This is a genomic window from Rhizobium sp. RSm-3 (genome assembly GCF_001854685.1).
Lineage (GTDB): Bacteria > Pseudomonadota > Alphaproteobacteria > Rhizobiales > Rhizobiaceae > Rhizobium > Rhizobium ecuadorense.
Genome location: NZ_MAWZ01000058.1, coordinates 47,202 through 68,781, shown reverse-complemented (window position 1 = coordinate 68,781; position 21,580 = coordinate 47,202). Strand labels below are relative to the sequence as shown.

The 21,580-nt window shown below is 63.1% G+C and carries 20 protein-coding genes; 9 read left to right on the top strand and 11 right to left on the bottom strand.

Annotated elements, in window-relative coordinates; all coding sequences use genetic code 11:
• Window positions 1–19 precede the first annotated feature (19 nt).
• The 11 genes from BBJ66_RS29040 to BBJ66_RS28990 all read right to left on the bottom strand — a co-directional run bounded on the left by BBJ66_RS29040 (window position 20) and on the right by BBJ66_RS28990 (window position 11,941).
• The gene (locus BBJ66_RS29040; RefSeq protein WP_071092113.1) at window positions 20–1,333 is read right to left on the bottom strand and encodes a CmpA/NrtA family ABC transporter substrate-binding protein; all 1,314 of its coding nucleotides are present in this window, start codon (window positions 1,331–1,333) and stop codon (window positions 20–22) included.
• Between the two features lie 511 nt (window positions 1,334–1,844).
• A complete protein-coding gene (locus BBJ66_RS29035; protein ID WP_071092110.1) occupies window positions 1,845–3,032 on the bottom strand; it encodes an alpha-hydroxy acid oxidase in 1,188 nt (395 codons plus the stop codon).
• 202 nt (window positions 3,033–3,234) lie between these two features.
• Window positions 3,235–4,146: an ABC transporter permease gene (locus BBJ66_RS29030; protein WP_071092107.1), complete on the bottom strand. Its 912-nt coding sequence runs from the start codon at window positions 4,144–4,146 to the stop codon at window positions 3,235–3,237.
• Window positions 4,143–5,243, bottom strand: a complete 1,101-nt coding sequence (locus BBJ66_RS29025) for an ABC transporter permease (protein ID WP_071092104.1) — start codon at window positions 5,241–5,243, stop codon at window positions 4,143–4,145. Before BBJ66_RS29025 ends, BBJ66_RS29030 begins: the two co-directional genes overlap by 4 nt.
• The gene (locus BBJ66_RS29020; RefSeq protein WP_071092102.1) at window positions 5,240–6,763 is read right to left on the bottom strand and encodes an ABC transporter ATP-binding protein; all 1,524 of its coding nucleotides are present in this window, start codon (window positions 6,761–6,763) and stop codon (window positions 5,240–5,242) included. Before BBJ66_RS29020 ends, BBJ66_RS29025 begins: the two co-directional genes overlap by 4 nt.
• A 3-nt stretch (window positions 6,764–6,766) precedes the next feature.
• Window positions 6,767–7,864, bottom strand: coding sequence for a BMP family ABC transporter substrate-binding protein (locus tag BBJ66_RS29015; protein WP_071092099.1), 1,098 nt, complete (start codon window positions 7,862–7,864; stop codon window positions 6,767–6,769).
• A 25-nt stretch (window positions 7,865–7,889) separates the two neighbouring features.
• A complete protein-coding gene (locus BBJ66_RS29010) occupies window positions 7,890–9,269 on the bottom strand; it encodes an amidohydrolase (RefSeq protein WP_071092095.1) in 1,380 nt (459 codons plus the stop codon).
• Between the two features lies 1 nt (window position 9,270).
• Entirely contained in the window at window positions 9,271–9,933 is a 663-nt protein-coding gene (locus BBJ66_RS29005) for a glutathione S-transferase family protein (protein WP_071092091.1), read from the bottom strand.
• Window positions 9,930–10,775 (bottom strand): aromatic ring-hydroxylating oxygenase subunit alpha, encoded by an 846-nt coding sequence (locus BBJ66_RS29000; RefSeq protein ID WP_071092088.1) that lies wholly within the window; start codon window positions 10,773–10,775, stop codon window positions 9,930–9,932. Before BBJ66_RS29000 ends, BBJ66_RS29005 begins: the two co-directional genes overlap by 4 nt.
• Window positions 10,772–11,425 (bottom strand): Rieske 2Fe-2S domain-containing protein, encoded by a 654-nt coding sequence (locus BBJ66_RS28995; protein ID WP_071092085.1) that lies wholly within the window; start codon window positions 11,423–11,425, stop codon window positions 10,772–10,774. The genes BBJ66_RS29000 and BBJ66_RS28995 overlap by 4 nt, the downstream gene beginning before the upstream one ends.
• 126 nt (window positions 11,426–11,551) lie before the next feature.
• Complete coding sequence (locus BBJ66_RS28990; protein ID WP_244511762.1) at window positions 11,552–11,941, bottom strand: acylphosphatase; 390 nt, start codon at window positions 11,939–11,941, stop codon at window positions 11,552–11,554.
• A 115-nt stretch (window positions 11,942–12,056) separates the two neighbouring features.
• Here BBJ66_RS28990 and hpaR point away from each other — a divergent pair, with 115 nt between their 5' ends.
• The 9 genes from hpaR to BBJ66_RS28945 all read left to right on the top strand — a co-directional run bounded on the left by hpaR (window position 12,057) and on the right by BBJ66_RS28945 (window position 21,579).
• Complete coding sequence (gene hpaR / locus BBJ66_RS28985; RefSeq protein ID WP_443217149.1) at window positions 12,057–12,572, top strand: homoprotocatechuate degradation operon regulator HpaR; 516 nt, start codon at window positions 12,057–12,059, stop codon at window positions 12,570–12,572.
• 111 nt (window positions 12,573–12,683) lie between these two features.
• Window positions 12,684–13,670, top strand: a complete 987-nt coding sequence (locus BBJ66_RS28980) for a helix-turn-helix domain-containing protein (RefSeq protein WP_071092076.1) — start codon at window positions 12,684–12,686, stop codon at window positions 13,668–13,670.
• A gap of 204 nt (window positions 13,671–13,874) precedes the next feature.
• Window positions 13,875–15,281 carry an aldehyde dehydrogenase family protein gene (locus BBJ66_RS28975; RefSeq protein WP_071092073.1) on the top strand — a complete coding sequence of 469 codons (1,407 nt, stop codon included), beginning with the start codon at window positions 13,875–13,877 and terminating at the stop codon, window positions 15,279–15,281.
• A 3-nt stretch (window positions 15,282–15,284) separates the two neighbouring features.
• Window positions 15,285–16,880 (top strand): GMC family oxidoreductase, encoded by a 1,596-nt coding sequence (locus BBJ66_RS28970; protein ID WP_071092070.1) that lies wholly within the window; start codon window positions 15,285–15,287, stop codon window positions 16,878–16,880.
• Window positions 16,881–16,937: 57 nt separating this feature from the next.
• Window positions 16,938–18,191 (top strand): ABC transporter substrate-binding protein, encoded by a 1,254-nt coding sequence (locus BBJ66_RS28965; protein WP_071092067.1) that lies wholly within the window; start codon window positions 16,938–16,940, stop codon window positions 18,189–18,191.
• 68 nt (window positions 18,192–18,259) lie between these two features.
• Window positions 18,260–19,126: a branched-chain amino acid ABC transporter permease gene (locus tag BBJ66_RS28960; RefSeq protein ID WP_071092064.1), complete on the top strand. Its 867-nt coding sequence runs from the start codon at window positions 18,260–18,262 to the stop codon at window positions 19,124–19,126.
• Window positions 19,123–20,160, top strand: a complete 1,038-nt coding sequence (locus tag BBJ66_RS28955) for a branched-chain amino acid ABC transporter permease (protein ID WP_071092061.1) — start codon at window positions 19,123–19,125, stop codon at window positions 20,158–20,160. Before BBJ66_RS28960 ends, BBJ66_RS28955 begins: the two co-directional genes overlap by 4 nt.
• The gene (locus tag BBJ66_RS28950) at window positions 20,157–20,861 is read left to right on the top strand and encodes an ABC transporter ATP-binding protein (protein ID WP_071092058.1); all 705 of its coding nucleotides are present in this window, start codon (window positions 20,157–20,159) and stop codon (window positions 20,859–20,861) included. Before BBJ66_RS28955 ends, BBJ66_RS28950 begins: the two co-directional genes overlap by 4 nt.
• Window position 20,862: 1 nt before the next feature.
• Window positions 20,863–21,579 carry an ABC transporter ATP-binding protein gene (locus tag BBJ66_RS28945; RefSeq protein ID WP_071092055.1) on the top strand — a complete coding sequence of 239 codons (717 nt, stop codon included), beginning with the start codon at window positions 20,863–20,865 and terminating at the stop codon, window positions 21,577–21,579.
• Window position 21,580 lies beyond the last annotated feature (1 nt).

Genomic DNA, 21,580 nt, shown 5'->3' with positions numbered 1-21,580 from the left:
TGGCGCGCCGGAGGCGAGATCAGGAGACGGCCTTGATCGAAAGGCTGTCGAGATAGGCGGAGGGATTTTCAGGATCGAAAACCTTGCCGTCGAAGAAGGTCTCCTTGCCGCGGGAAGACGATGCCGGGATGTCGGCTGCAGCAACGCCGAGATCCTTGGCGGCCTCGCGCCAGACGTCCTCGCGGTTCACCTGGTTGACCAGCGCCTTGACGTCGGTCGTACCAGGCAGATTTCCCCAGCGGATGTTTTCCGTCATGAACCAGGTGTCGTGGCTCTTGAACGGATAGGATGCGCCGTCTTTCCAGAACTTCATGTAGAGGTCGGTGGCCTTGGCCTCGCGACCGTTGCCATAGTTGATGTCGCCCTTGAGGCGGCCGAGCACGTCCTTGGTCGGAACGTTGAACCATTGGCGCTTGCCGAGGATATCGGCCATCTCTGCCTTGTTATCCATGCTCTCGCACCACTGCTGAGCCTCCATCACAGCCATCAGCAGGGCCTTGGCCGCATTGGGATTCTTTTCGATCCATTCGGCGCGCAGCCCCAGTGCCTTTTCGGGATGACCCTTCCAGAGCTCGCCGGTGGTCGCCGCGGTGAAGCCGATGCCCTGGTTGACGAGCTGCTCGTTCCACGGCTCGCCGACGCAGAAGACGTCCATGTTGCCGACCTTCATGTTGGCGACCATCTGCGGCGGCGGCACGACGATGGTGGAAACATCCTTGTTCGGGTCGATGCCGCCGGCGGCGAGCCAGTAACGGATCCAGAGGTCATGGGTGCCGCCGGGGAAGGTCATGGCGGCCTTGATCTCCTTGCCCTCAGCCTTCTTCTTCTCGAAGGCGGCCTTCAGCTTGGAGGCATCGAGTTGCACGCCGGTTTCGGCATATTCCTTGGCGACGGAAATGCCCTGACTGTCGAGGTTGAGCCGGGCGAGGATTGCCATCGGCACCGGCTTGTTGTTCTGGGTCACCTTGCCGGTATGCATGAGATAGGGCAGCGGCGAGAGGATATGGGCACCGTCGATGCCGTTTGCTGCGCCGCCCAGCACGAGATTGTCGCGGGTCGCACCCCAGGAGGCCTGTTTGGCCACATCCGTTTCCGGAAGGCCATGCTTGTCGAAAAAGCCCTTTTCTTTAGCGATGATCAGCGGCGCGGAATCCGTGAGAGCGATAAAGCCGAGCTTGACGCCTTTCACTTCAGGGCCGGTCCCGGCGGCGAAGGCGCCGGACGGAAAGGCAGTCTTGACGGCGCCGATGAGGGCAGCCGTCGCGGTCGTCTTGAGCATGCTTCGGCGGGTAATGCCGGTTGTCGAAATCCCAGTCGTCGAAATCTTTTTCATCTGCAGGTTCCCCTCTGCTGGCTGAATTCGAACGCAAAAAAACGCCGCCGGAATTTACGTCCAGGGATGGGAGTATCCTGGAGTGCAAAGACCTTGCGACGTCGGTGTCTGTGTAGGCGCTTATGCCGCGCCTATCCGCGCCGGTCGCCGTTGACCGATGCGCCTTAGAACCTGCAATCAGCGTGCCAATCCTGAAAGCGGCCGATAACCGCCTGAATCAACAGGAGATATTGCGCAAATCCGCGCTTGATTATATTTTAGGCATTTATTCTATGTGATGATGATTTGAGCGATTGCTGCTATGCTCGCAGTCGTGAATGCGCCTATTTGTGCAGTGCACACGCGCCGTTTCGGTCGCCTGGCTGGTACCATCAAGCCGAAATCATCGCTCCGATCATAGATCTTGCCGAAAAGGGCGGAGAGGCTTTGGCAAAAAATGCCGACGGCCACGCCCGCTGCCAGATGGTTCGCTGGGACGATCCGCGCCGGCGAGAGATCACGGCTTGTCTCGTCAAGCCGGAACGAGGTGGCCGCGTGAAATTTGCTCGATCGTCGTCACGCCGAGCAGGGCCATATTGCTATGGAGTTCAGATTTTAGGATGTCTGCCGCCCTCAATACGCCAGGCAGACCGGCAACGGCCGCCGCATAAAGGAACGGCCGCCCGACAAACACGAAACGTGCCCCCAGCGCCAAAGCCTTGATAATATCGGTTCCGCGGCGAAAGCCGCCGTCGATCATGATTGGGATCCTGTCGCCCAGACGTTCCACGATCTCGGGAAGCGCCGCCAGCGGAGAGATGGCGCCATCGAGCTGACGGCCACCGTGATTGGAGACGATCACCCCGTCAGCCCCTGTCTCGGCGGCACGCACCGCATCGTCCGGATGAAGAATGCCCTTGACGATCAGCTTGCCGCTCCAGCGGTTGCGGATGCGCTCGAGATGGCTCCAGTTCAGATGGTCTCTTCGGCCAAAGTCCCGCGTGACGTTCGAGGCGATGATGGGCGCGCCTCTGGTTGCGTAGGAGTTTTCAAAATGCGGGATGCCGTGGCGGGCGATCGTGCGCAAAAATGTCCCGATGGTCCATTGCGCGTGCGAAACACCCTGCCAGGCCAAAGCGAGGCTGGGCCGCAGAGGCGTCGAGAAGCCCGCCCGGATATTGTTTTCCCGGTTCGGGAGCGTGGCCGTATCGACGGTCAGCAACAAGGTGCCAAAGCCTGCCGCAGCAACGCGGTCCACCAGCGCATCGATGCGCTCGGGTTCACCGGGAAGGTAGGCCTGGAACCAGGTCGCGGGCGCGGCGGCAACAACCTCTTCGAGCCGGATGAGCGAGGATCCGCTCATGATCATCGGAATCCCGACCTTCGCTGCGCCGGCGGCAAGAACAATGTCGCCGCGATAGGCCATGAGCGCGCTGATCCCCATTGGGGCGATACCGAAAGGTGCGGCATAGGTTTGACCGAATAAGGTCGTTGCCGTGCTTCGCGTTGATACGTCCTGGAGAACACGCGGTCGAAACGCATAAGCCTGAAAGGCTTCGACATTCTTTCGCAGCGATGCGTTGGTTTCGCTTCCACCGGAAATATAGCCGTAGAGCGGCTTTGGCAGATGCCGTTTTGCCTTTGGCTCGAAGTCATCGAGGCAGAGCATAGCCTGCGCCAGCCGGGTCGACCGACGGGTGTCAAGGCTGCTTACTTTCATGGGCTTGCTCCACTGGATTACAGACGAATTTGTTTCCTTGGAGAAGGCGGTGAATGCCATTTGCATCCACCGCTGCCGACTGTCAGCCTCCCCGCAGCTTCAATCTTCGCTTGCCTCGAATGCTTCCTCGCGACCCTTCCGAATGGACGGAAATATCAAGGTAACCAGCATACCGGCGGTAATCAACAGACCGCGCGATGCGCTATCGCTCGAATGGTTCGCCGAGCGAAGCGACACCGTTCAGCTTCAGCAGGCGACGATCGGCGGAGATGATGCCGAGCACGATGATCGTGACGAGATAGGGCAGGCTCGACAGCAGCTGCGAGGGAACATCCAGTCCGGTTGCCTGGGCCGCAAGCCCCATCAACGAGACTGCGCCGAAGAGGCAGGCGCCGAGGAAGATGCGGCCGGTGAGCCAGGTCCCGAAGACGACGAGGGCGATGGCGATCCAGCCGCGTCCGGCGATCATTCCATCGGCCCAGAGCGGGGTGTAGACCACCGCCGCATAGGCGCCGGCGAAACCGGCCATCGCGCCGCCGAAGGCGATGGCAAGGACGCGGACCGATATCACCGAATAGCCGATGGCATGGGCAGCCTTCGGGTTCTCGCCGACGGCACGGATGATGAGACCGAGCTTGCTGTAGGCAAACATCGCCCAGAGAGCGAGGGTCGCGGCGAGCGAAATCCACACGACGATATCCTGAACGAACAGGCCGCCGATAACAGGCAATTCCGAAAACCAGGGAAGGGCGAGTTTCGGCAGTCCTTTGACCGTCAGGCTTTCATAGGTCTTGCCGAAAAGGGCCGAGAGACCCTGGCCGAAAATGCCGATGGCAAGGCCCGCCGCCACCTGGTTTGCCCGGAATCCCAGCGTAACGAAGGCAAAGAGCAGGGACAGGGCTGCACTGCCCAGCCCCGCGACGACGAAACCCAGCAGATGTCCGCCGCCCTGGTAGACGACGATGAAGGCAAGCACGGCGCCGAGGGCCATCAATCCCTCGACCCCGAGGTTGAGGACGCCGGCGCGCTCTGCCACCAGTTCGCCGAGTGCTGCGAGAAGAAAGGGGGTCGCCGCCGCGAGCATGCCGGCCAGAATGAATTCGATGGCGTTCATGAGGGGCTCCGACGGGCGGGGCGGGGCCATTCGAGACGGTAGCGCACGAAGGCGATGGCGACGAGATAGGCGAGCAGCAGGCTGCCCTGGAAAACCCGGACGGCGGCGATCGGCAGGTTGGCCGCGACCATGGCATTGTCGCCGCCGATATAGATCACCGCCATAACAAGCGCCGAGACGATGATGCCGAGCGGGTGCAGGCCGCCGAGATAGGCAACGATGATCGCCGCATAGCCATAGCCACTCGAAATCGAACGCTGCAGCTGACCGAGCGGACCGGCGACTTCGGCTGCTCCCGCAAGACCGGCGGCAAAGCCGCCGATCAGCAGCGACAGCCAGATCGCCCAACCCTCCCTGAAGCCGGCATAACCGGCAGCCCGCGGCGCCAGGCCGCCGACCTGCAGCTTGTAGCCGATGAAGCTCTTCTGCATGAAGATCCAGGCCGCAAAGGACAAAACAAGCGTGATGAGGAACGAGACGTTGAGGCGGGTGCCGGAAATCAGGGTCGGGATCATCGCATCATATTGGAACATCACCGATTGCGGGAAGTTGAAGCCGTTCGGATCCTTCCAGGGGCCGAGTAGCAGGTAGTTCAGCAGTTGCACCGCAACGAGGCTTAACATCAGCGAGACGAGAATTTCGTTGGCATTGAGACGCACGCGCCAGAAGGCGGTGAACGACGCCCAGAAGGCGCCGCCGAGCGCGCCGAGCAGCAGCATCGCCGGCCAGATCCACTGGCCCGTCGCCTGTGGAAACCAGACGGGAATGGCAGAGGCGAAGATCGCGCCGAGAATGAACTGGCCCTCGGCGCCGATATTGAAGACCTTGGCGCGAAAGCCGATCGCCAGCCCCTGGGCGATCAGGAGAAGCGGGCCGGTCTTCAAAAGCACCTCCGAAAATGACGCCCAGGAAAGGAAGGGCTCGAGAAGCATCGCATGGACGACCGCGACGGGATCACGGCCCATCAAGATATAAAGACCAAGGTTGAGAGCGATCGCACCCCCGAGCGCGATAACCGGCGCAAGGAAGGCCGCGGCGAGCGAAGCGCGCTCCCGGCGGACGAGTGTGGGGAGGAAAGCAGGAGACCAGGCGCTCATGGATGGACTTTCTCGGGCGAGGCTTGTGCCCCGATCATGTATCGGCCGATCTCCTCAGGCTTCGTGTCCCGGGTGGCGAGCGGCGGGCTGAGCCGGCCGTGATACAGCACCTGGATGGAATCGCAGAGTTCGAACAGCTCTTCGAGCTCCTCGGAAATGACGAGGATCGCCATGCCCTGATTGCGCAATGCGATCAGGCGGCTGCGGATGGCGGTTGCGGCGCCGATATCGACACCCCAGGTCGGCTGCGCCGCAAACAGCAATTTGGGAGAGAGCATGATTTCGCGGCCGACGATGAACTTCTGCAGATTGCCGCCGGACAGAGTGCCGGCTTCCGCATCCGGGCCGGGCGTGCGGACATCATATTGGCGAATGCAATCGCTGGTGAAGGCCATCGACTTCGCCCTGTCGACGAGGCCGCGGCGCAGGAGCTTGAGCGGATGGGCCGTCAGCAGGCTGTTGAGGACGAGCGACATTTCGGGCACGGCGCCGCGGCCGAGCCGATCTTCCGGAACGAAGGCAAATCCGAGTTTCCGCCGGGCGGCGGCGTCGAGCGCGCCGACCTCCGTTCCCATCATGAAGATCCGGTCGCGCTGTTCGCGCCCCAGCATGGTCTCGCCTGAAATCAGCGCGGCAAGCTCACTTTGGCCGTTGCCCGAAATACCGGCGATGCCGAGGATTTCGCCGGCACGCACTTCGAGGCTGATGCCGGAGAGCGGCACCGCAAAAGGATCGTCTGACCGATAGTCCAGACCGATGATCTCCAGCCGCTTTTCCCCACCCGACAGCGGCAGCGCCGAGATGGGCGTTGGCATATCGCGGCCGATCATCATGGCGGCAAGGTCATGGGCATCATGGTCACGCGGATCGACATCCCCGGTCACGCGCCCGCCGCGCAGGATCGTCGCCCGGTCGCAGATCGCCCGGATTTCCTCGAGCTTGTGCGAAATCAGCAGGATGGAAACGCCGCCGTCACGCAGACGACGCAGGGTGTCGAACAGCTTTTCCACCAGTTGCGGCGGCAGGACGGAGGTGGGTTCGTCGAGGATCAGCAGCTTCGGATTGGTCATCAGGCTTCGGATGATCTCGACCCGTTGCCGCTCACCGACGGACAGCGAATGCACGTCGGCAAGCGGATCGACCTCGAGGCCGAATTCTCGGCCGAGCGTGCGGATGCGTTCTTTAAGCTCGGCCTTCCCACCTGGCACGACCAGCCGGATATTCTCCAGGACGGTCAGGGTCTCGAACAGCGAAAAGTGCTGGAAGACCATGCCGATGCCGTTGCGCCTCGCCTCCGCGGGGGAGGCGAGGCGCAAGGGTTTTCCTTGCCAAATGACGTCCCCGTCATCCGGTTGTTCGACGCCGTAGATCAGCTTCATCAGCGTCGATTTCCCCGCACCGTTTTCGCCGAGGATCGCATGGATCGATTGCGGAGCCACGTCCAGATCGATCGCCTGATTGGCGTGGATCTGGCCGTAGCTTTTCGAAATGCCGCGCAGCGACAGGAGGGGAGCGGTCATGCGTTATTTCGGCAGCGGCGTCGACACGCCCTTGACGTGCCAATTCATGGCGATGATCTCGGGGTCGGCCATGGTGGCACCCGATGCGACACCTTCGCTGCCGTCAGCTTTGGCGATCGGCCCGGTGAAGGGCGAGAAGCTGCCGTCGGCAATCTTTGCCTCGATCGCCTTGATCTTGGCCATCACGTCGGCCGGAATATCGGCGCTCCAGTCGACCACCTCGACAACCTTGTCGGCTACGCCGAGGAACGCATTGGCCCCCTTGAACGTCCCGGCGAGATGGGCATCGACCGAAGCCTTGAAGAAGGGCGACCAATCCGTCGAGATGCAGCCGAGATAGGTTTTCGGCGCATACTTCTTCATCGACGAGTTGAGGTTGAAGGCATAGACGCCGGCATCTTCACAGGCCGAGATGACGGATGGCGTGTCCTGGGCGTTGGAAAAGATCACGTCGCATTTCTGTGCGATCAGCGCCTTGGCTGCCTCCTGCTCCTTGGCCGGGTCGAACCAGGAATTGACCCAGACGACGGAGACTTCGATATCCGGCTTTACCGCCTGGGCGCCGAGCGTAAAGGCGTTGATCGAGGTAATGAGTTCGGGAATGGCAAAGGCCGAAACGGAGCCGAGCTTGCCGGTCTTGGAAAGCGCTGCCGCGGCCATGCCGAGCAGATAGGTGCCCTGGAAATATTTGGCGGCGAACGGCGAGAAATTGGGAGCCACCTGGAAGCCGGAGGCATGCAGGACCGTCACGCTCGGATCACGGCGGGCGATCTGCAGGGCGCCGTTCTGATAGCCGAAGGAGCCGGCGATCAGGAATTTGTTTCCGTCGGCGACGGTCTTGGTCATGATGCGGTCGGCGTCCGGGCCTTCGGCGATATTCTCAAGCACGGTGACCTTCACCTTGTCGCCGTAGGCGGCCTTGATCGGCTCCAGGCCGGCGGCAAGGGCGTGCCCCCAGCCGACATCGCCAATCGGCGAAGGGACGACGAGCGTGATGCCGAGCGGCTGGTCGGCGGCGAAAGCAAGGCGGCTGCCGAGCGCGCCGGCAAGGCCGGTGGCGGCAGCGGCCGTCATCAGGTTTCTGCGGGTCAGTTTGGTCATGTTCTCAGTTCCCTCTTTTGGCTTTTTAAAATTCTACGGCGGATAGTGCGGCCTCGGCGTCGGCTGACAGTTTGGCCTCGTCGAGACCGGGGAATTCCCCGTTCTGCCAGACGATGCGGCCATTGATCATCGTCATATCGGTCGCCATGCCGATGCCGACGCGGGCAATCAGGCTCAACGGATCGTGCCGCGTACCGACATAATCCATGCGGCGCGTGTCAATCGCAAACAGGTCGGCTGCCATGCCCGGCGCCAGCCGGCCGATGTCGCGCCTGCCGAGCAGGCTCGCACCGCCTGTCGTGCCGTAACCGAGGAAATCGACGGGCGGCGGCACGGGATGGGCGCGGCTCGAAGACACCAGGCACTGCAGCATATAGGCGGAGTGCAGGCAGTGCATCAGATTGGAATTGTCGTTGGAGGCAGCCCCGTCGCAGCCAAGGCCGATGCGCAGGCCGAAGGCAGCCATGGCGGGAATGTCGGTGACCTCGGCGCCGACAAGATAAACCGGTTCAGGGCAGTGCGCCACGCCGGTGCGGCTCGCCGCCATCGTCCTGAGTTCGTCGTGGGTCAACTCCCAGCAATGGGCATAGAATGCGTCGGGGCCGGCAAAGCCGAGTTCTTCCAGATAGTCGACCGTGCGCATGCCATGGCGAGCGTGAATGACCGGGCTTTCGCCCTCGCCGACATGGGTGTGCATCATGACGCCGCGATCACGCGCCAGCGCCACCGATTCCGCAAAGGTCTCGCGATAGCAATTCACCGGCTGGCAGGGCGCCACCACGACCTGGCGCATACTGAACGGCTTGGCATCGTGGTAAGTGTCGATCAGCCGGGCGCAGTCGGCGATAAATTCGTCGGTCGTTTCCAGCATCTCGTCGGGAATGGTCGAGCCCTCCGACTTCGGCAGGGTGTTGCCGCCGCGGCCGGCATGGAAACGCATGCCGAACAGCTCGGCGGCCTCGAACTGGCGGTCGATCAGCCGCTTCCCGGCGTGGCGGGGGAAATTGTACTGGTGGTCGAAAGCAGTGGTGCAGCCATGTTTGATCATCTCGGCCATCGCCGTGACGGAGGAGTGGTAAAAACACTCCTCGTTGAGCTGCGAAAAGATCGGATAGATCCGATCCAGCCACTCAATGACCGAAAGCTTCGTCCAGTCGAGATCGGCGCGATTGCGCACGAAGCATTGGAAAAAATGATGGTGGGTGTTGACGAGGCCGGGATAGACGAACCAGCCGGCGGCATCCTGAACGGTCGTGCCGGCGGGAAGCGCGTCCGCCGCCAGATTTTCACCGATCGCCACAATCGCCGAACCGTCGGTCAGGAGATCGACATTGCGACGGACGACCGGCCCCTTACCCTCGTCGACGATCACGGCCGCGCAGTTCTTTAGGAGATAGCCGGCCATGTCACGCCTCGCCCGGTTCTTCGATATGGGGTTCGGGCCTCAATTCGTGCAGCCGGTGAATACCCGGCATTTCGATAAACCTGTCGAGGGCGCGCAGTGCGCGGGACCAGAGCCGGATCGCAGGATAGGGATCCAGCGTCACGCCCCCATCGGGCGCCAGCGCCACATAAGGAAAGCAGGCGATGTCGGCAATTGTCGGCCGGTCGGCGGCAAGAAAGCGCATGCCGCGAAGACCCTGCTCGACGAGCCCGGCTTCGAGTTCGCGAAGCGCGGCGATGCTCTGGGCCTGCAGCCCGCCGATATCGCCAGGCCGCAGCAGCATTTCATGAAGCCGCGCGCCGCCCAGGCTTGCCGTCAGCCGGCCCGAGAACGACAGCCATTGCTGCACCCGGGCCGCTTCCTCGGCCTTGCCGCTGCCAAGCCATTCGGGTGCTGCCCTGGCGGCGAGATAGACGAGGATCGCCGACGACTCGGTCAGGATCAGATCGCCATCCTCCAGGATCGGAATGGATCCCGCCGGATTGAGCGCCAGGAGTTCCGGGCCGCGATGCTCGGCGCCGGGATGGAAATCCACCGGGCGCAGCTCCAGCTTCACGCCGGTCAGCGCCGCCATCAGGCGCACCTTGTAGCAACTGGGGGAGAGAATGTAGTCGTAGAGCTTCATTGCGCCACCAGCTGCGCGCCGTAGGTATAATTGTGCCGCTTCAGCCAGCGCCGGTAGGCGATCGATGTCAGATCGGCCCGTGTGGGAATTTCCATGCCGGGGTCGAGCGGCAGGAGCCGCGGGATCTGGTTTTCGAGGATCGACCGGTCCTGCAGGAAGATCGTCTGCTGAAAATGGATGAGATCGGTCATCGCGGTCTCGTCATCGAAAAGCGCCATCCACGGCCAGACGTCGCACAGATCCTCGGCCAGCGGCTGCACGAAGAGCGTGATGACATCCCATTCATTCGGGCGTGGCGGACAGGTCTTGTAGAGCACGGAGCAGGTCGGTGCCGGCACGCGGTACATATACTCCGTCGTGATCCCGCCGCTTGCCGATTTGGCGGCCTGTGGCTGGTAGAATTTTACCTGCGTTGCCCAGACCTCGTCTTCTTCCTCGCGGATCTCGACCTTGTAATTCTGAACCTCGGTGTGCGGCTCAGCGCCGAGGATGTCGGTGTGGACGAAGGGGAAATGGGCGATGTCGAGGAAGTTCTCGACGGCGCGCAGGGGCGAGCAGCGCACCCGCACCACGCCGACATCGACGAAACGGCGGCCGGGCTGGTCGGCCTCGGGGATCGGGAAAACTTCCTTCTTCGGCTCGCCGAGCGAAGACCAGACATGGCCGTAGCGTACGCGCACCGGCAGAACGCGGCCGTCGCCGCCCGTGACCCGCGCATTGCCATCGGCGTCGCGCGCCACGTCGATCGGCTCTCCCATCAGCGCCGTCTTGCGACCGGCGCTGTCGAGCTGACTGAAGAGCCCGACCGGATACCATTCGTCAATCATCGCCTGCTTGGTCATTGCGCGATCTCCTTTTTCTGAAGATCCTCGGCCCGGCGGCGCAGACTTTCGGCAGCCCGCGAAGCGCCGATGGCCGCGGCAGGGCCGACATTATCCTTTAGCAGCACATGGATCAGCGTCTGCCCCTCTTCCTGGACAGATAACAGCAGCCAGAGAGTGCCGGTGGATGCGTCGATCTCGACAAGACCGTCAGGGTTCGCCTTCGCGCCGGCTGCCGCCTCGATCGCGGCAGTGCCTGCAAACGCCGTCAGCGAGCGCAGGGGAATGAGGCCGTCGAGCCTTGGCGGCTTCGAAGCGGGCGTGCCGACGGCCACCCAGATCACGCTGCCCGCTTCCTCGACTTCATGGGTGGCGACACGGATGGTCTCCGGCGGCGCCAGCCCCGGATGGGCGGGAATGCGCAGACAGTTTCCGGCCTGGCCATAGCTCCAGCCGTGATAGATGCACGAAAGTGCCTCGCCGCGCACGAAACCATGAGATAAACGCATGCCGCGGTGCGGACAGCGATCCGCCGATGCCGATATACGCCCCGAAGCGCTGCGCCACAGAGCAATCGATCCAGATGCCGTCCGGGCGGGGATGACGGTTGCGGCTGGCAGATCCCGGGAAAGGGCGACTGGCGTCCAAAAGCCGGTCGGATCGGATGGCATGACTAGACTTCCTGAACCATACTACGTTTTGTAGAACGATACGCTCAAGGCCTCACGTTTGCATAGTTTTTTCGCATTGGCAACAATGGTTAAATAATATGCACATCGCAAAAACCGCATTGGGTGTCAGGCGGTTTTGCCGATCATCGCAGTGCGTTCTATGCTCTCGACCCATACGTCAATCGGCCCCAGTGAGCACCCCACCTCCATCATGTCGATCAAATCCTCCGGTCCTGAAAGCTCGAGTTCTATCCGCATTGCACTCGCATGAGATATGGTGTGCGCGAGCCCGAGCTTGGCGGCATGACGCCGGATCCAGGGGATAAAGGACGCAGCCTTGAGATCACCGACAATCGTCATCCGCTCCTGAAGGTGGCTTGTATCTTGTCCCATGCTCGCCCTTGTTTTTCCAACACCATAGCGCCTGAATGAACTTGCGAAAGGGGTATCGTCGAAGCGAAGGTACGCCGTCGGCGTTTGCTCTGCAAAAGACCGGCGACCGCCCACAATGCTCATAGGCTTTGTCGGTCGATCGAGAGGCTGGGCTTGTGATTGGTCGTTGCTGTGTTAACTAGCTGTCTTGCGATTTTCCGCGGCAGCTCAAGGTCGCGAAAAGCCGGTATTCAATTCACTGCACGATCGGACCCCGATGAAGAATGGACAGCAGGAAAAACGAGAGATGCCGTCATTGCCGGGTTCATCGCAAGAGCGCCCGCGGTCGCTCGCGATCGGGCTTCTGCGTGCGCGCGAAGCGGTGATGAGCCATTTCCGGCCGATCCTGGCGGCGCACGACGTCACCGAGCAGCAGTGGCGGGTGATCCGTGTTCTGTCCGAAGCGGGAACGCTCGATGCAAGCGAAGTGGCGGACAAGGCCTCGATCCTGGCGCCGAGCCTGACGCGCATGATCCGCTCACTTGAGGAGCGCGGCTTCATCACCAAACATAAGGACAAGGCGGACGGTCGGCGGGTGCTGCTGCGGATTACGCCCACGGGGCGAGCAATGGTCGACGAAGTCATGCCGGAGAGCCTGAAGGTCTATGCCGATATCGGCACACGCTTCGGGGCGCAGCGAGTTGAGCAACTGTTGGACATGCTCGACGAGCTGGCGGCGCTGAGGCTCGAAGGCGCGACCAGCGGTGAGGAGTGATGGCTTTCCGTCCTTGTGCGAAGCCGCTTGATTAATGTGTTAAATACATGATTGACGGACGACCCGACCTGTAGCAGTCTTCAGCGGTGTGGACACTGTTGGGAGGCAGAGTTGGACCTGTTGCAGAACCGCAGCCTCGTCGATCGCGCCTGGCCGCCGACCCCTTACGATCAATGGGCGGACGATCTTCATAACATCTGCGGAAATTTCAACGCACACACGATGCAACGCGGCGACAAGGTGATCGGCACGGCAAGCCGCATCGACGTCTGCGGCATGGAATTCGCTCAGGTCTCCAACGATCTCGATTACGTCCACCGCGACTGGGATGATATCCGCCGGGATGCCCACGAACATCTGTTCCTGATCCTGCAACTCGAGGGTGCCTGCGGGGTTGAGCATTCCGGCCAGCAGAACATCCTCGACGTCGGCGAATGCATTCTGGTCGATTCGACGCGGCCGACCACCTTCTATTTCCGCGGCCATTTCTCCAATCACCTGTCCCTGCATTTGCCGCGACAATTGATGTATTCGGGCAGCAAGGTGGATTTCGACGTGGCCCGCAAGCTTGTCGCGAGCGATCCGATGGCGATGATGCTGCGTGCGCTGATCACCAAGATGATGACGACGCCGGAAAGCGAGTCAGCCTCGCCGCATCTGCGCCAGCTGATGTTCGACACGACGCGCCAGGCGTTTCTGTCGACCGACATCCAGACGGCAAGCCTGAATTCGTTGCATGACAGTGCGGGCCGGCGCATGCAGATGGTCGACATTCTGATCGACAAGCACCTGACCGAGAGCGATCTCAGCGCCAAATGGCTGGCGACGAGGCTCGGCGTATCGATCCGCACGCTGCAGCAGGATTTCCAGGGATTGGGCATGACCTGCACCACCGTCATCCGCGACAAGCGCCTGCGCTTCGCACGCGAAAAGATCGAGCAGCTCAAGGAGCAGCGCAACGCCGGAACGATCGCCGAAGTCGCCTATTCCGCCGGCTTCAACGATATTTCCTATTTCAACCGCAGCTTCAAGGAGCTGTTCGATTGCGCGCCGAGCGAGCTGCTTCGCGCCGGCGAACCGGTGCCAAAGATGGTCTGAAGCGCAATTTGCGCTTCCGTCCAAGGCGAGGCGCGTTTCTCCCCAAGACGCTTTTTCCAGCGAAAGTCATAGTCTCCCTACCGCATCGGCCCGAAAATCGGAATCGATTTTCGGAAAGCACGATGCGTAGATTCAAGATGTTAGAGCGTCCTTTGTGCGTCCGAAAGGACACACGGCGCTCTAATGTCACGGGAGGAGAATATCGTGAAGCAGTCTACCCTGCTCATCGGTGGCGAAACCGTCGCCACGAGCCAACATGCGCCGGTCACAAATCCGTCGAACGGCGAAATCGTCGGTTACATGCCGCTCGCCGGGGAAGCCGATCTCGACCAGGCCGTCGCCGCCGCAGCAGCAGCTTTCAAAAGCTGGTCGCGGACGTCGAATGAGGAGCGAGCAGCGTCCTGCCGGGCCATAGCGGAAAAGATCAGCGAGCACGCCGAAGAACTGGCGCAGATCCTGACCCGGGAGCAGGGAAAACCGCTCAACGGCCTCGGCTCACGCTTCGAAATCGGCGGCGCGCTCGCCTGGACGCGGCATACGGCCGAACTCGACCTGCCGGTCGAAATCCTGCAGGACGACAATGAGGGCCGCGTCGAGCTGCACCGCAAGCCGATCGGCGTCGTCGGCTCGATCACGCCGTGGAACTGGCCCGTGATGATCGCCTGCTGGCACATCATGCCGGCGGTGCGGGCCGGCAACACCGTCGTCATCAAGCCGTCGCCCCTGACGCCGCTTTCGACCATCCGCCTGGTCGAGATCATCAATGATGTGCTGCCGGCCGGCGTCGTCAACGTGATCACCGGGGAAAACAGCATTGGTGCGGCGCTTTCCGCCCATCCCGGTATCGCCAAGATGACCTTCACCGGCTCGACCGAGACCGGCAAGAAGATCATGGCCTCGGCGGTGGCCACCCTGAAGCGGCTGACGCTGGAGCTCGGCGGCAACGATGCCGGCATCGTGCTGCCCGACGTCGATCCGAAAAGCATCGTCGAGGGCCTGTTCTGGGGCGCCTTCATCAACAACGGCCAGACCTGCGCGGCGCTGAAACGCCTCTATGTGCATGACAGCATCTATGAGGAGGTCTGCGCCGCCCTTGCCGATTATACCGGCAAGATCGCCGTCGGCGACGGCCTGGATGAGGCAAGCATCCTCGGCCCAGTGCAGAACGAATTGCAGTTCAACAAGGTGCGCGATCTCGTCGACGATGCGCGCGCCCAGGGCGGCCGCATCCTGACCGGCGGCGCGCCGCTGGACCGGCCCGGCTATTTCTACCCGATCACGCTCGTCGCCGATGTCGACCACGGCGTCCGGCTGGTCGACGAGGAGCAATTCGGCCCGGCTTTGCCGATCATCCGCTACAGCGATCTCGACGAGGTGATCGCCCGCGCCAACCAGAATCCGGCCGGCCTCGGCGGCTCGGTCTGGTCTGCCGATGTCGAGAAGGCGAAGCGCTATGCGATGCAGCTCGAATGCGGTTCCGTCTGGATCAACAAGCACGGCGCGATCCAGCCCAACGCGCCCTTCGGCGGCGTCAAACAATCCGGCATCGGCGTCGAATTCGGCGCCGAAGGGCTGAAGGAATTCACGACGATCCAGACGGTATTGAGCTGAGCCATGACGACTTACGATTACATCATCGTCGGAGGCGGATCCTCGGGCTGCGTGCTGGCGAACCGATTGTCGGAAAACCCGGCGCACAAGGTGCTCCTGATCGAGTCCGGCCGCCGCGACGCCGATCCGTGGATCCATATCCCCGCCACCTTCTTCAAGGTGCTGGGCAAGGGGATCGATATCCATCCCTATGCATCGAACCCCGACAAGGGGCTGAACGGCCGGCCGAGCATCGTGCCGCAGGGCAATGTGCTTGGCGGCGGCAGCTCGGTCAATGCGATGATCTATATTCGCGGCCATCGCAACGACTACGACACCTGGTCGCAGATGGGCTGCCAGGGCTGGTCCTATGACGACGTGCTTCCGGCCTTCCGCTCGCTGGAAAGCAACGAGCGGCTGAACGGCCAGTTCCATGGCAGAAAGGGCGACCTGCACGTCTCCGATCCGCGCCACCGGCATCCGCTGAGCGAGGCCTTCGTCAAGGCGGCGACCGAAATCGGCATTCCCCACAATGACGATTTCAACGGCGCCGATCAGGCGGGTGTCGGCTTCTATCAGAGCACCACCCATGGCGGCCGGCGCTGGAGTTCGGCCCAGGCTTTCCTGCGCGAAGCGGAGAAGCGACCGAACCTCACCGTGCTGACGGAGCGCAAGGTGGCGCGCGTCCTGTTCGAGGGGCAGAGGGCGGCCGGCGTCGAACTGCTCGACGGCACGACCTTCAAGGCGTCGCGCGAAATCGCGCTCACATCGGGCGCCATCGCCACACCGAAGATCCTGCAATTGTCCGGTATCGGCGACGGCGCGCATCTTGCTTCGCTCGGCATCAAGGTCGTCGCCGACCTGCCTGGTGTCGGCGCCAACTATCAGGATCATCTCGAGGTGCCGGTGCAGGGCGAAACGCACGAGCCGATCTCGATCCTCGGCCATGACAAGGGCCTGCGCGCTGCCGGCCACATGCTGCGGTACCTCACATCGCATCGCGGGCTGCTGTCGTCCAATGTCGTCGAATGCGGCGGCTTCGTCGATACTTCGGGCACCGGTCAGCCGGATGTGCAGTTCCATGTGCTGCCCGTGCTGATCGGCTTCGTCGATCGCGAACCTGAACCAGGTCACGGCCTCAGCATCGGGCCTTGTTACCTCAGGCCGCGGTCGCGCGGCTGGATCAGGCTGAAGAGCGCCGACCCCAGGGAGCAGACGGATTTCAACGCCAACCTGCTCTCCGATCCCGCCGATATCGAAACCCTGGCGCGCGGCGTCGAGACGGCGATCCGCATCCTCGATGCGCCGGCGCTTGCCAAACTGGTCAAGCGCCGCGTGCTGCCGAAGCCCGGCATCGAAAAGGATCCGGAGGCGCTCCGCGATTACATCAGGCAGTCGGCCAAAACCGTGTTTCATCCGGCGGGAACGGCCCGCATGGGCCGCGCCGACGATCGCATGGCCGTCGTCGGACCCGACCTCAAGGTGCGCGGCGTCGAGGGGCTGCGTATCTGCGACGCCTCGGTGATGCCGACGCTGGTCTCGGGCAACACCAACGCGCCGACGATGATGATCGCGGCAAAGGCCGCAGCATTCATGACAGGAAAGGCGATTTCCGGCTGAGCCCGGCATCGCGATCGCACTACCCCGTGGGGAGCGGGGCAACAACTGGAGGAGACAATGCCTATCAATCCAAAAGGGCTGGCAATCGGCCTGTTGCTGACGCTCGTTTCGGCGTTCAGCGCCCATGCCGCCGCATCCTGCGGCGACAATAGCGGCAAGCCGGCGACCGGCGAACCGATCGTGATCGGCGCCATCACCGGCAAAACCGGGCCGGACGATTTCTCGAATTCGACCCGGGCCGCCAAGGCCTATTTCGACTGCCTGAACGCCAATGGCGGCATCAAGGGGCGCCCGGTCGAATATCTGGTCGAGGACGACCAGTGGAACCCCGAGACCGCAGCACAGCTCGCGGCCAAACTCGTCAATGACGAGAAGGCCGTGCTGATGGTCGGCAATTCGAGCTTCGTCGAATGCGGCGCCAATGCCGATTTCTACAAGAAGTCAGGCATTCTCGTCGTCGCCGGCGTCGGCGTTCCTCGCGAATGCTTCTTCGCGGCAAATTACGCGCCCACCAATGCCGGTCCGCGCGTCTCGATGCTCGGCGCCATGGGTTATGCACTCGATCATCTGAACGCGAAGTCGGTGGTCTGCATCGGCCCGAACATCCCGAACGTCGGCACCTGGTCCTGCGACGGGATCATCCAGCTCGCCAAGGAAAAGGGCCTGAAGGCCGAGACGATCCTGATGGATCCCGGCACCGCCGATTCCACGTCGACCATCCTGCAGGCGGCGGCTTCCAAGCCCGACGTTGTCATCCTCGGCCTGCCCAAGGGCGTAACGGTGCCGCTGCTGACCGCCGCCGAGGAGCAGGGGCTGAACCAGAGCATCAAGTTCCTGAGCGCCGCCTCTGCCTATGATCTCTCCGTGCCCGGCACGATCGGCGCCGGCTGGGACGGCAATTTCATCGTCAACATGGAGTTCAACGATCTCGAGGCGACGACGCCGGATAATCAGAACTGGCTCGCCGTCATGGATCAGTACGGCCAGAAATCCGATCCGCGCGATACCTTCGCCCAGGCCGGCTATCTCGCAGCACGGATCGCCGAAACGGCGCTGATGACGCTCGATCCCGCCAATATCAACCGCGAAACCGCATCGGCCGCTGTGCGGGGGATCAAGAGCTTCAAGAGCGATATCTTCTGCGCCCCCTGGTACTTCGGCGACGGCCAGGCCCGCCACAACGCCAATTCGACGACGCGCATGGCGGTCAGCGAGGGCGGCAAGTGGAAAGTCGTCTCCGATTGCGCGCCGTCACCGGATCCCGAGCTGAAGGACGTCCGCGCCTTCGAAAAATCCGCTGGTCTCAACTGAGCCTGCGACTGCCATCGGCTCCGCGGCCGTTACGCTGCGGAGCCGGGCAAGTTCTAGAGGATCGGCTTATGAACATTCTTCCTTTCGTCATATCGGGGCTTGGAATCGGCGCCGTCTATGCCTTGTCGGGCGTCGGCCTCGTCGTGCTGTTTCGGGCAACCGGCGTTCTCAATTTCGCTTTCGGCGCCTTCGGCGCGATCGGCGCGCATTGCGCCTGGCAGCTGCTCGAGTGGAAAATGCCGCTCGCCGTCGCCATTCTTGCCGCCGTTGCCGTCTCGACGGCGATCAGTTTTCTCTATGGCCGGATCTTCGCGCCGATGCTGTCGCATCGCGATACCGTCGTGCGCGCCGTCGGCACACTGGCGCCGGCGCTCGTGCTGATCGCCGTCATGGGTGTCGTCTGGGGCGAGCTTCCGCGCCGCCTGCAGTTTCCGACCGACCAGATGTTCGTGTCGCTCTTTGCCGTGCGCCTGACCTATACCCGCATCATCGCCCTTCTTCTCGCCGTCGCCATGGTCGTCGCGATCACCTTGCTGCTTTCCCGCACGCGGCTTGGCCTCGACATGCGCGCGCTGGCCAATGACCGCGATCTCAGCGCCGTGCTCGGCGTGCGCGTCCTCCATACCGAGACAGCGGCCTGGATCATCACAGGCATCTTCTCCGGCCTTGCCGGGCTGCTGCTTGCCGATCTCGTGCGGCTGCAGGGCACCTTCCTGACGCTGCTGGTCATCCCGGCCATTGCCGCGGCGATCCTCGGCCAGTTGCGCTCGCTCTGGGAAACGGCCGCCGCCGGCATCCTGATCGGCATTGCCGAGGCGGCGCTGACGCCCCTTGCCTGGATATCGCCCTATCGCGCGGCCGCACCCTTCATCATCGCGCTCGCCGCCGTCACGATCCTGGGAGGCACGGCGAAAGCCGCGTTGAAAGACCGATGAGCCTTCAGCCGCAAACGATCGCCTCCAACGCCGAAGGCCCGCCGATGATGCGCCTGCCGAAGCAGCTCTTGCATGTGCCCGCCGCGATGGCGATCTTCGCAGCCGCCGTCGCCTTTTTCGCCAACTCCTTCTGGCTTTCGGCGGCAACCTCGGCGGTCGCGCTGTCATTGTCGGTGGCCGGCCTTGCCATTCTCTACGGCCAGCTCGGCCTGGTTTCGCTCTGCCAGTTCGCCCTCGTCGGCGTCGGCGGCTGGGTGACGCTGCGCATCGGCCATGCCTTCCATCCGCCCTTCGAAGTGAGCCTGCTTGCCGGCGGCATCGTCGCCTCCGCGGTCGGGCTCGCCTTCGGCGTGCCGGCGCTCAGGCTGCGCGGTCTTTACCTCGCGCTCGTCACCCTCATGCTTGCGGGCGCCTTCCAGATCGTCATCAGCGCCTGGGGTTTTCCCGATGGCGGCCCCGGTTTTCTCGGCCGGGCCGACGGTTCGGGCCGCGAGATGCTGGCAAGACCTGTGGTGGCCGACGGCGAGGTTGCCTATTTCCTCTATGTCTGCGTGGCGGCAGCAATCGGCCTTTCGATCGCGCAATGGCATAAGCTCGCGCGTCCCGGCAGGGCCTGGGCGCTGATCCGCAAGGGCGAGACCGTCGCGGTCGCGAGCGGCGTCAACGTGCTGGTCTACAAGGCCTGGGCCTTTGCCCTCAGTGGGCTGCTCGCCGGCCTTGCCGGCGGGCTGCTGGCCGGCAATGTCGGCCAGCTCGACGGGCGCGCCTTCGGTGCATTCGAGAGCCTCAACCTCTTCGCGCTCGCCATCGTCGGCGGTGTCTTCAACTGGTACGGCGCGCTGATCGCCGGCCTGCTGCTGCGGGCGGTGCCGGCGCTGCTCACCGATCTCGGCATCGACGGCTACGTCACGATCGGCATTTTCGGCATCGCGCTGTTCCATGCGCTGGCGACAGCGCCAGCCGGCATCGCCGGCCAGATCGCGGCGTTGATCGCCCGTCTGAACGGCAGCCTATCGAAGGGGAAGGGACGATGATTACCATCGACAATCTCGTCGTCCAGTTCGGCGGCGTCAGGCCGATCAACGAACTCAGCGCCGTCCTGACGGCGCCGGTCGCAGGGCTGATAGGCCCGAACGGCGCCGGCAAGACGACGCTGCTCAACGTGCTTTCCGGCTTCGTCAGGCCGGTTCAGGGGCGGGTATCGCTCGGCGCTGAGGCGCTGTTGCCGATGTCGCCGCTGCAGCGCGTGCGCGCCGGCCTGCGCCGCTCGTTCCAGACCGAGCAGGTGGTCGAAGACCTGACCGTTGCCGGCAATATCGCGGCGATCGCCGATCACGTCGTCGGCGCGGCGGATCGCTCCGAAGCGGTTGAGGCGGCGCTTTCCTTCGTCGGTCTCAGTGCGGCCGCCGACCGGCTGGGGCAATCGCTCAATCTCTTTCAGCGCCGCCTGGTCGAGCTGGCGAAATGCGTCGTCGGCAAGCCGAAACTGATCCTGCTGGACGAACCGGCCGCCGGCCTGACCGAGGAGGAGGGAAAGGCGTTCCGCGAGCTGGTGCTGCGCATCCCGGCCGAATTCCGCGCGCAGGTTCTGGTCATCGATCACGACGTCGAGCTCATTCGCTCCATGTGCAGCGAAACCATGGTGCTCGACTACGGCAAGCTGCTGGCGCTCGGCCCGACGCAGACCGTGCTTGCCGATCCGAACGTGCGGCGCGCCTATCTGGGAGAGTTCTGAAATGAGCGGGATTTCCGAGGTCAGCGTCGAAAACCTCGTCGTCGAACGCGGCGGCAAACGCGTCATTCACGATATCTCCTTTTCAGTCGCGGCCGGCAAGGTGACGACCCTGCTCGGTGCCAACGGGGCCGGCAAGTCGAGCACGGTCATGGCCATGGCGGGCGTTCTGCCGCGCGGCGGGGCGGTGCGCCTGGGAGACATCGCGCTCGAAGGATTTGCGCCCGACCGCATCCGCCGCGCGGGCCTTGCGCTCGTTCCGGAAGGGCATCGCGTGCTGGGGCAACTGTCCGTGGAGGACAATATCCTCGTCGCCGCGCTCGATCCGTCGCAGGCTGCGCGCCGGCAAGGGCTGGAGCGCGCCTATGAGATATTCCCCGAGCTTGCCGAGCGCCGGCGCCAACCGGCATCGGATCTCTCGGGCGGCCAGAAGCAGATGGTGGCGATGGCGCAGGCTTTCGTCGCAAAGCCGCGCTTCATGATCGTCGACGAGCTTTCGCTCGGCCTTGCGCCTGCGGTGGTCAAGCGTCTGGCCGAGGCGCTGAAGATCGCCGCCGCCGGCGGCATCGGTGTGCTGTTGATCGAGCAATTCGCCAATCTCGCGCTTGACCTTGCCGACAAGGCTCTCGTGCTGGAGCGCGGCCGCCTCGTCTTCGACGGCCCCGCCGCCACGCTGAAAGCGCAGCCGGACATTCTTCATGGCGCCTATCTGGCGAGCTGAG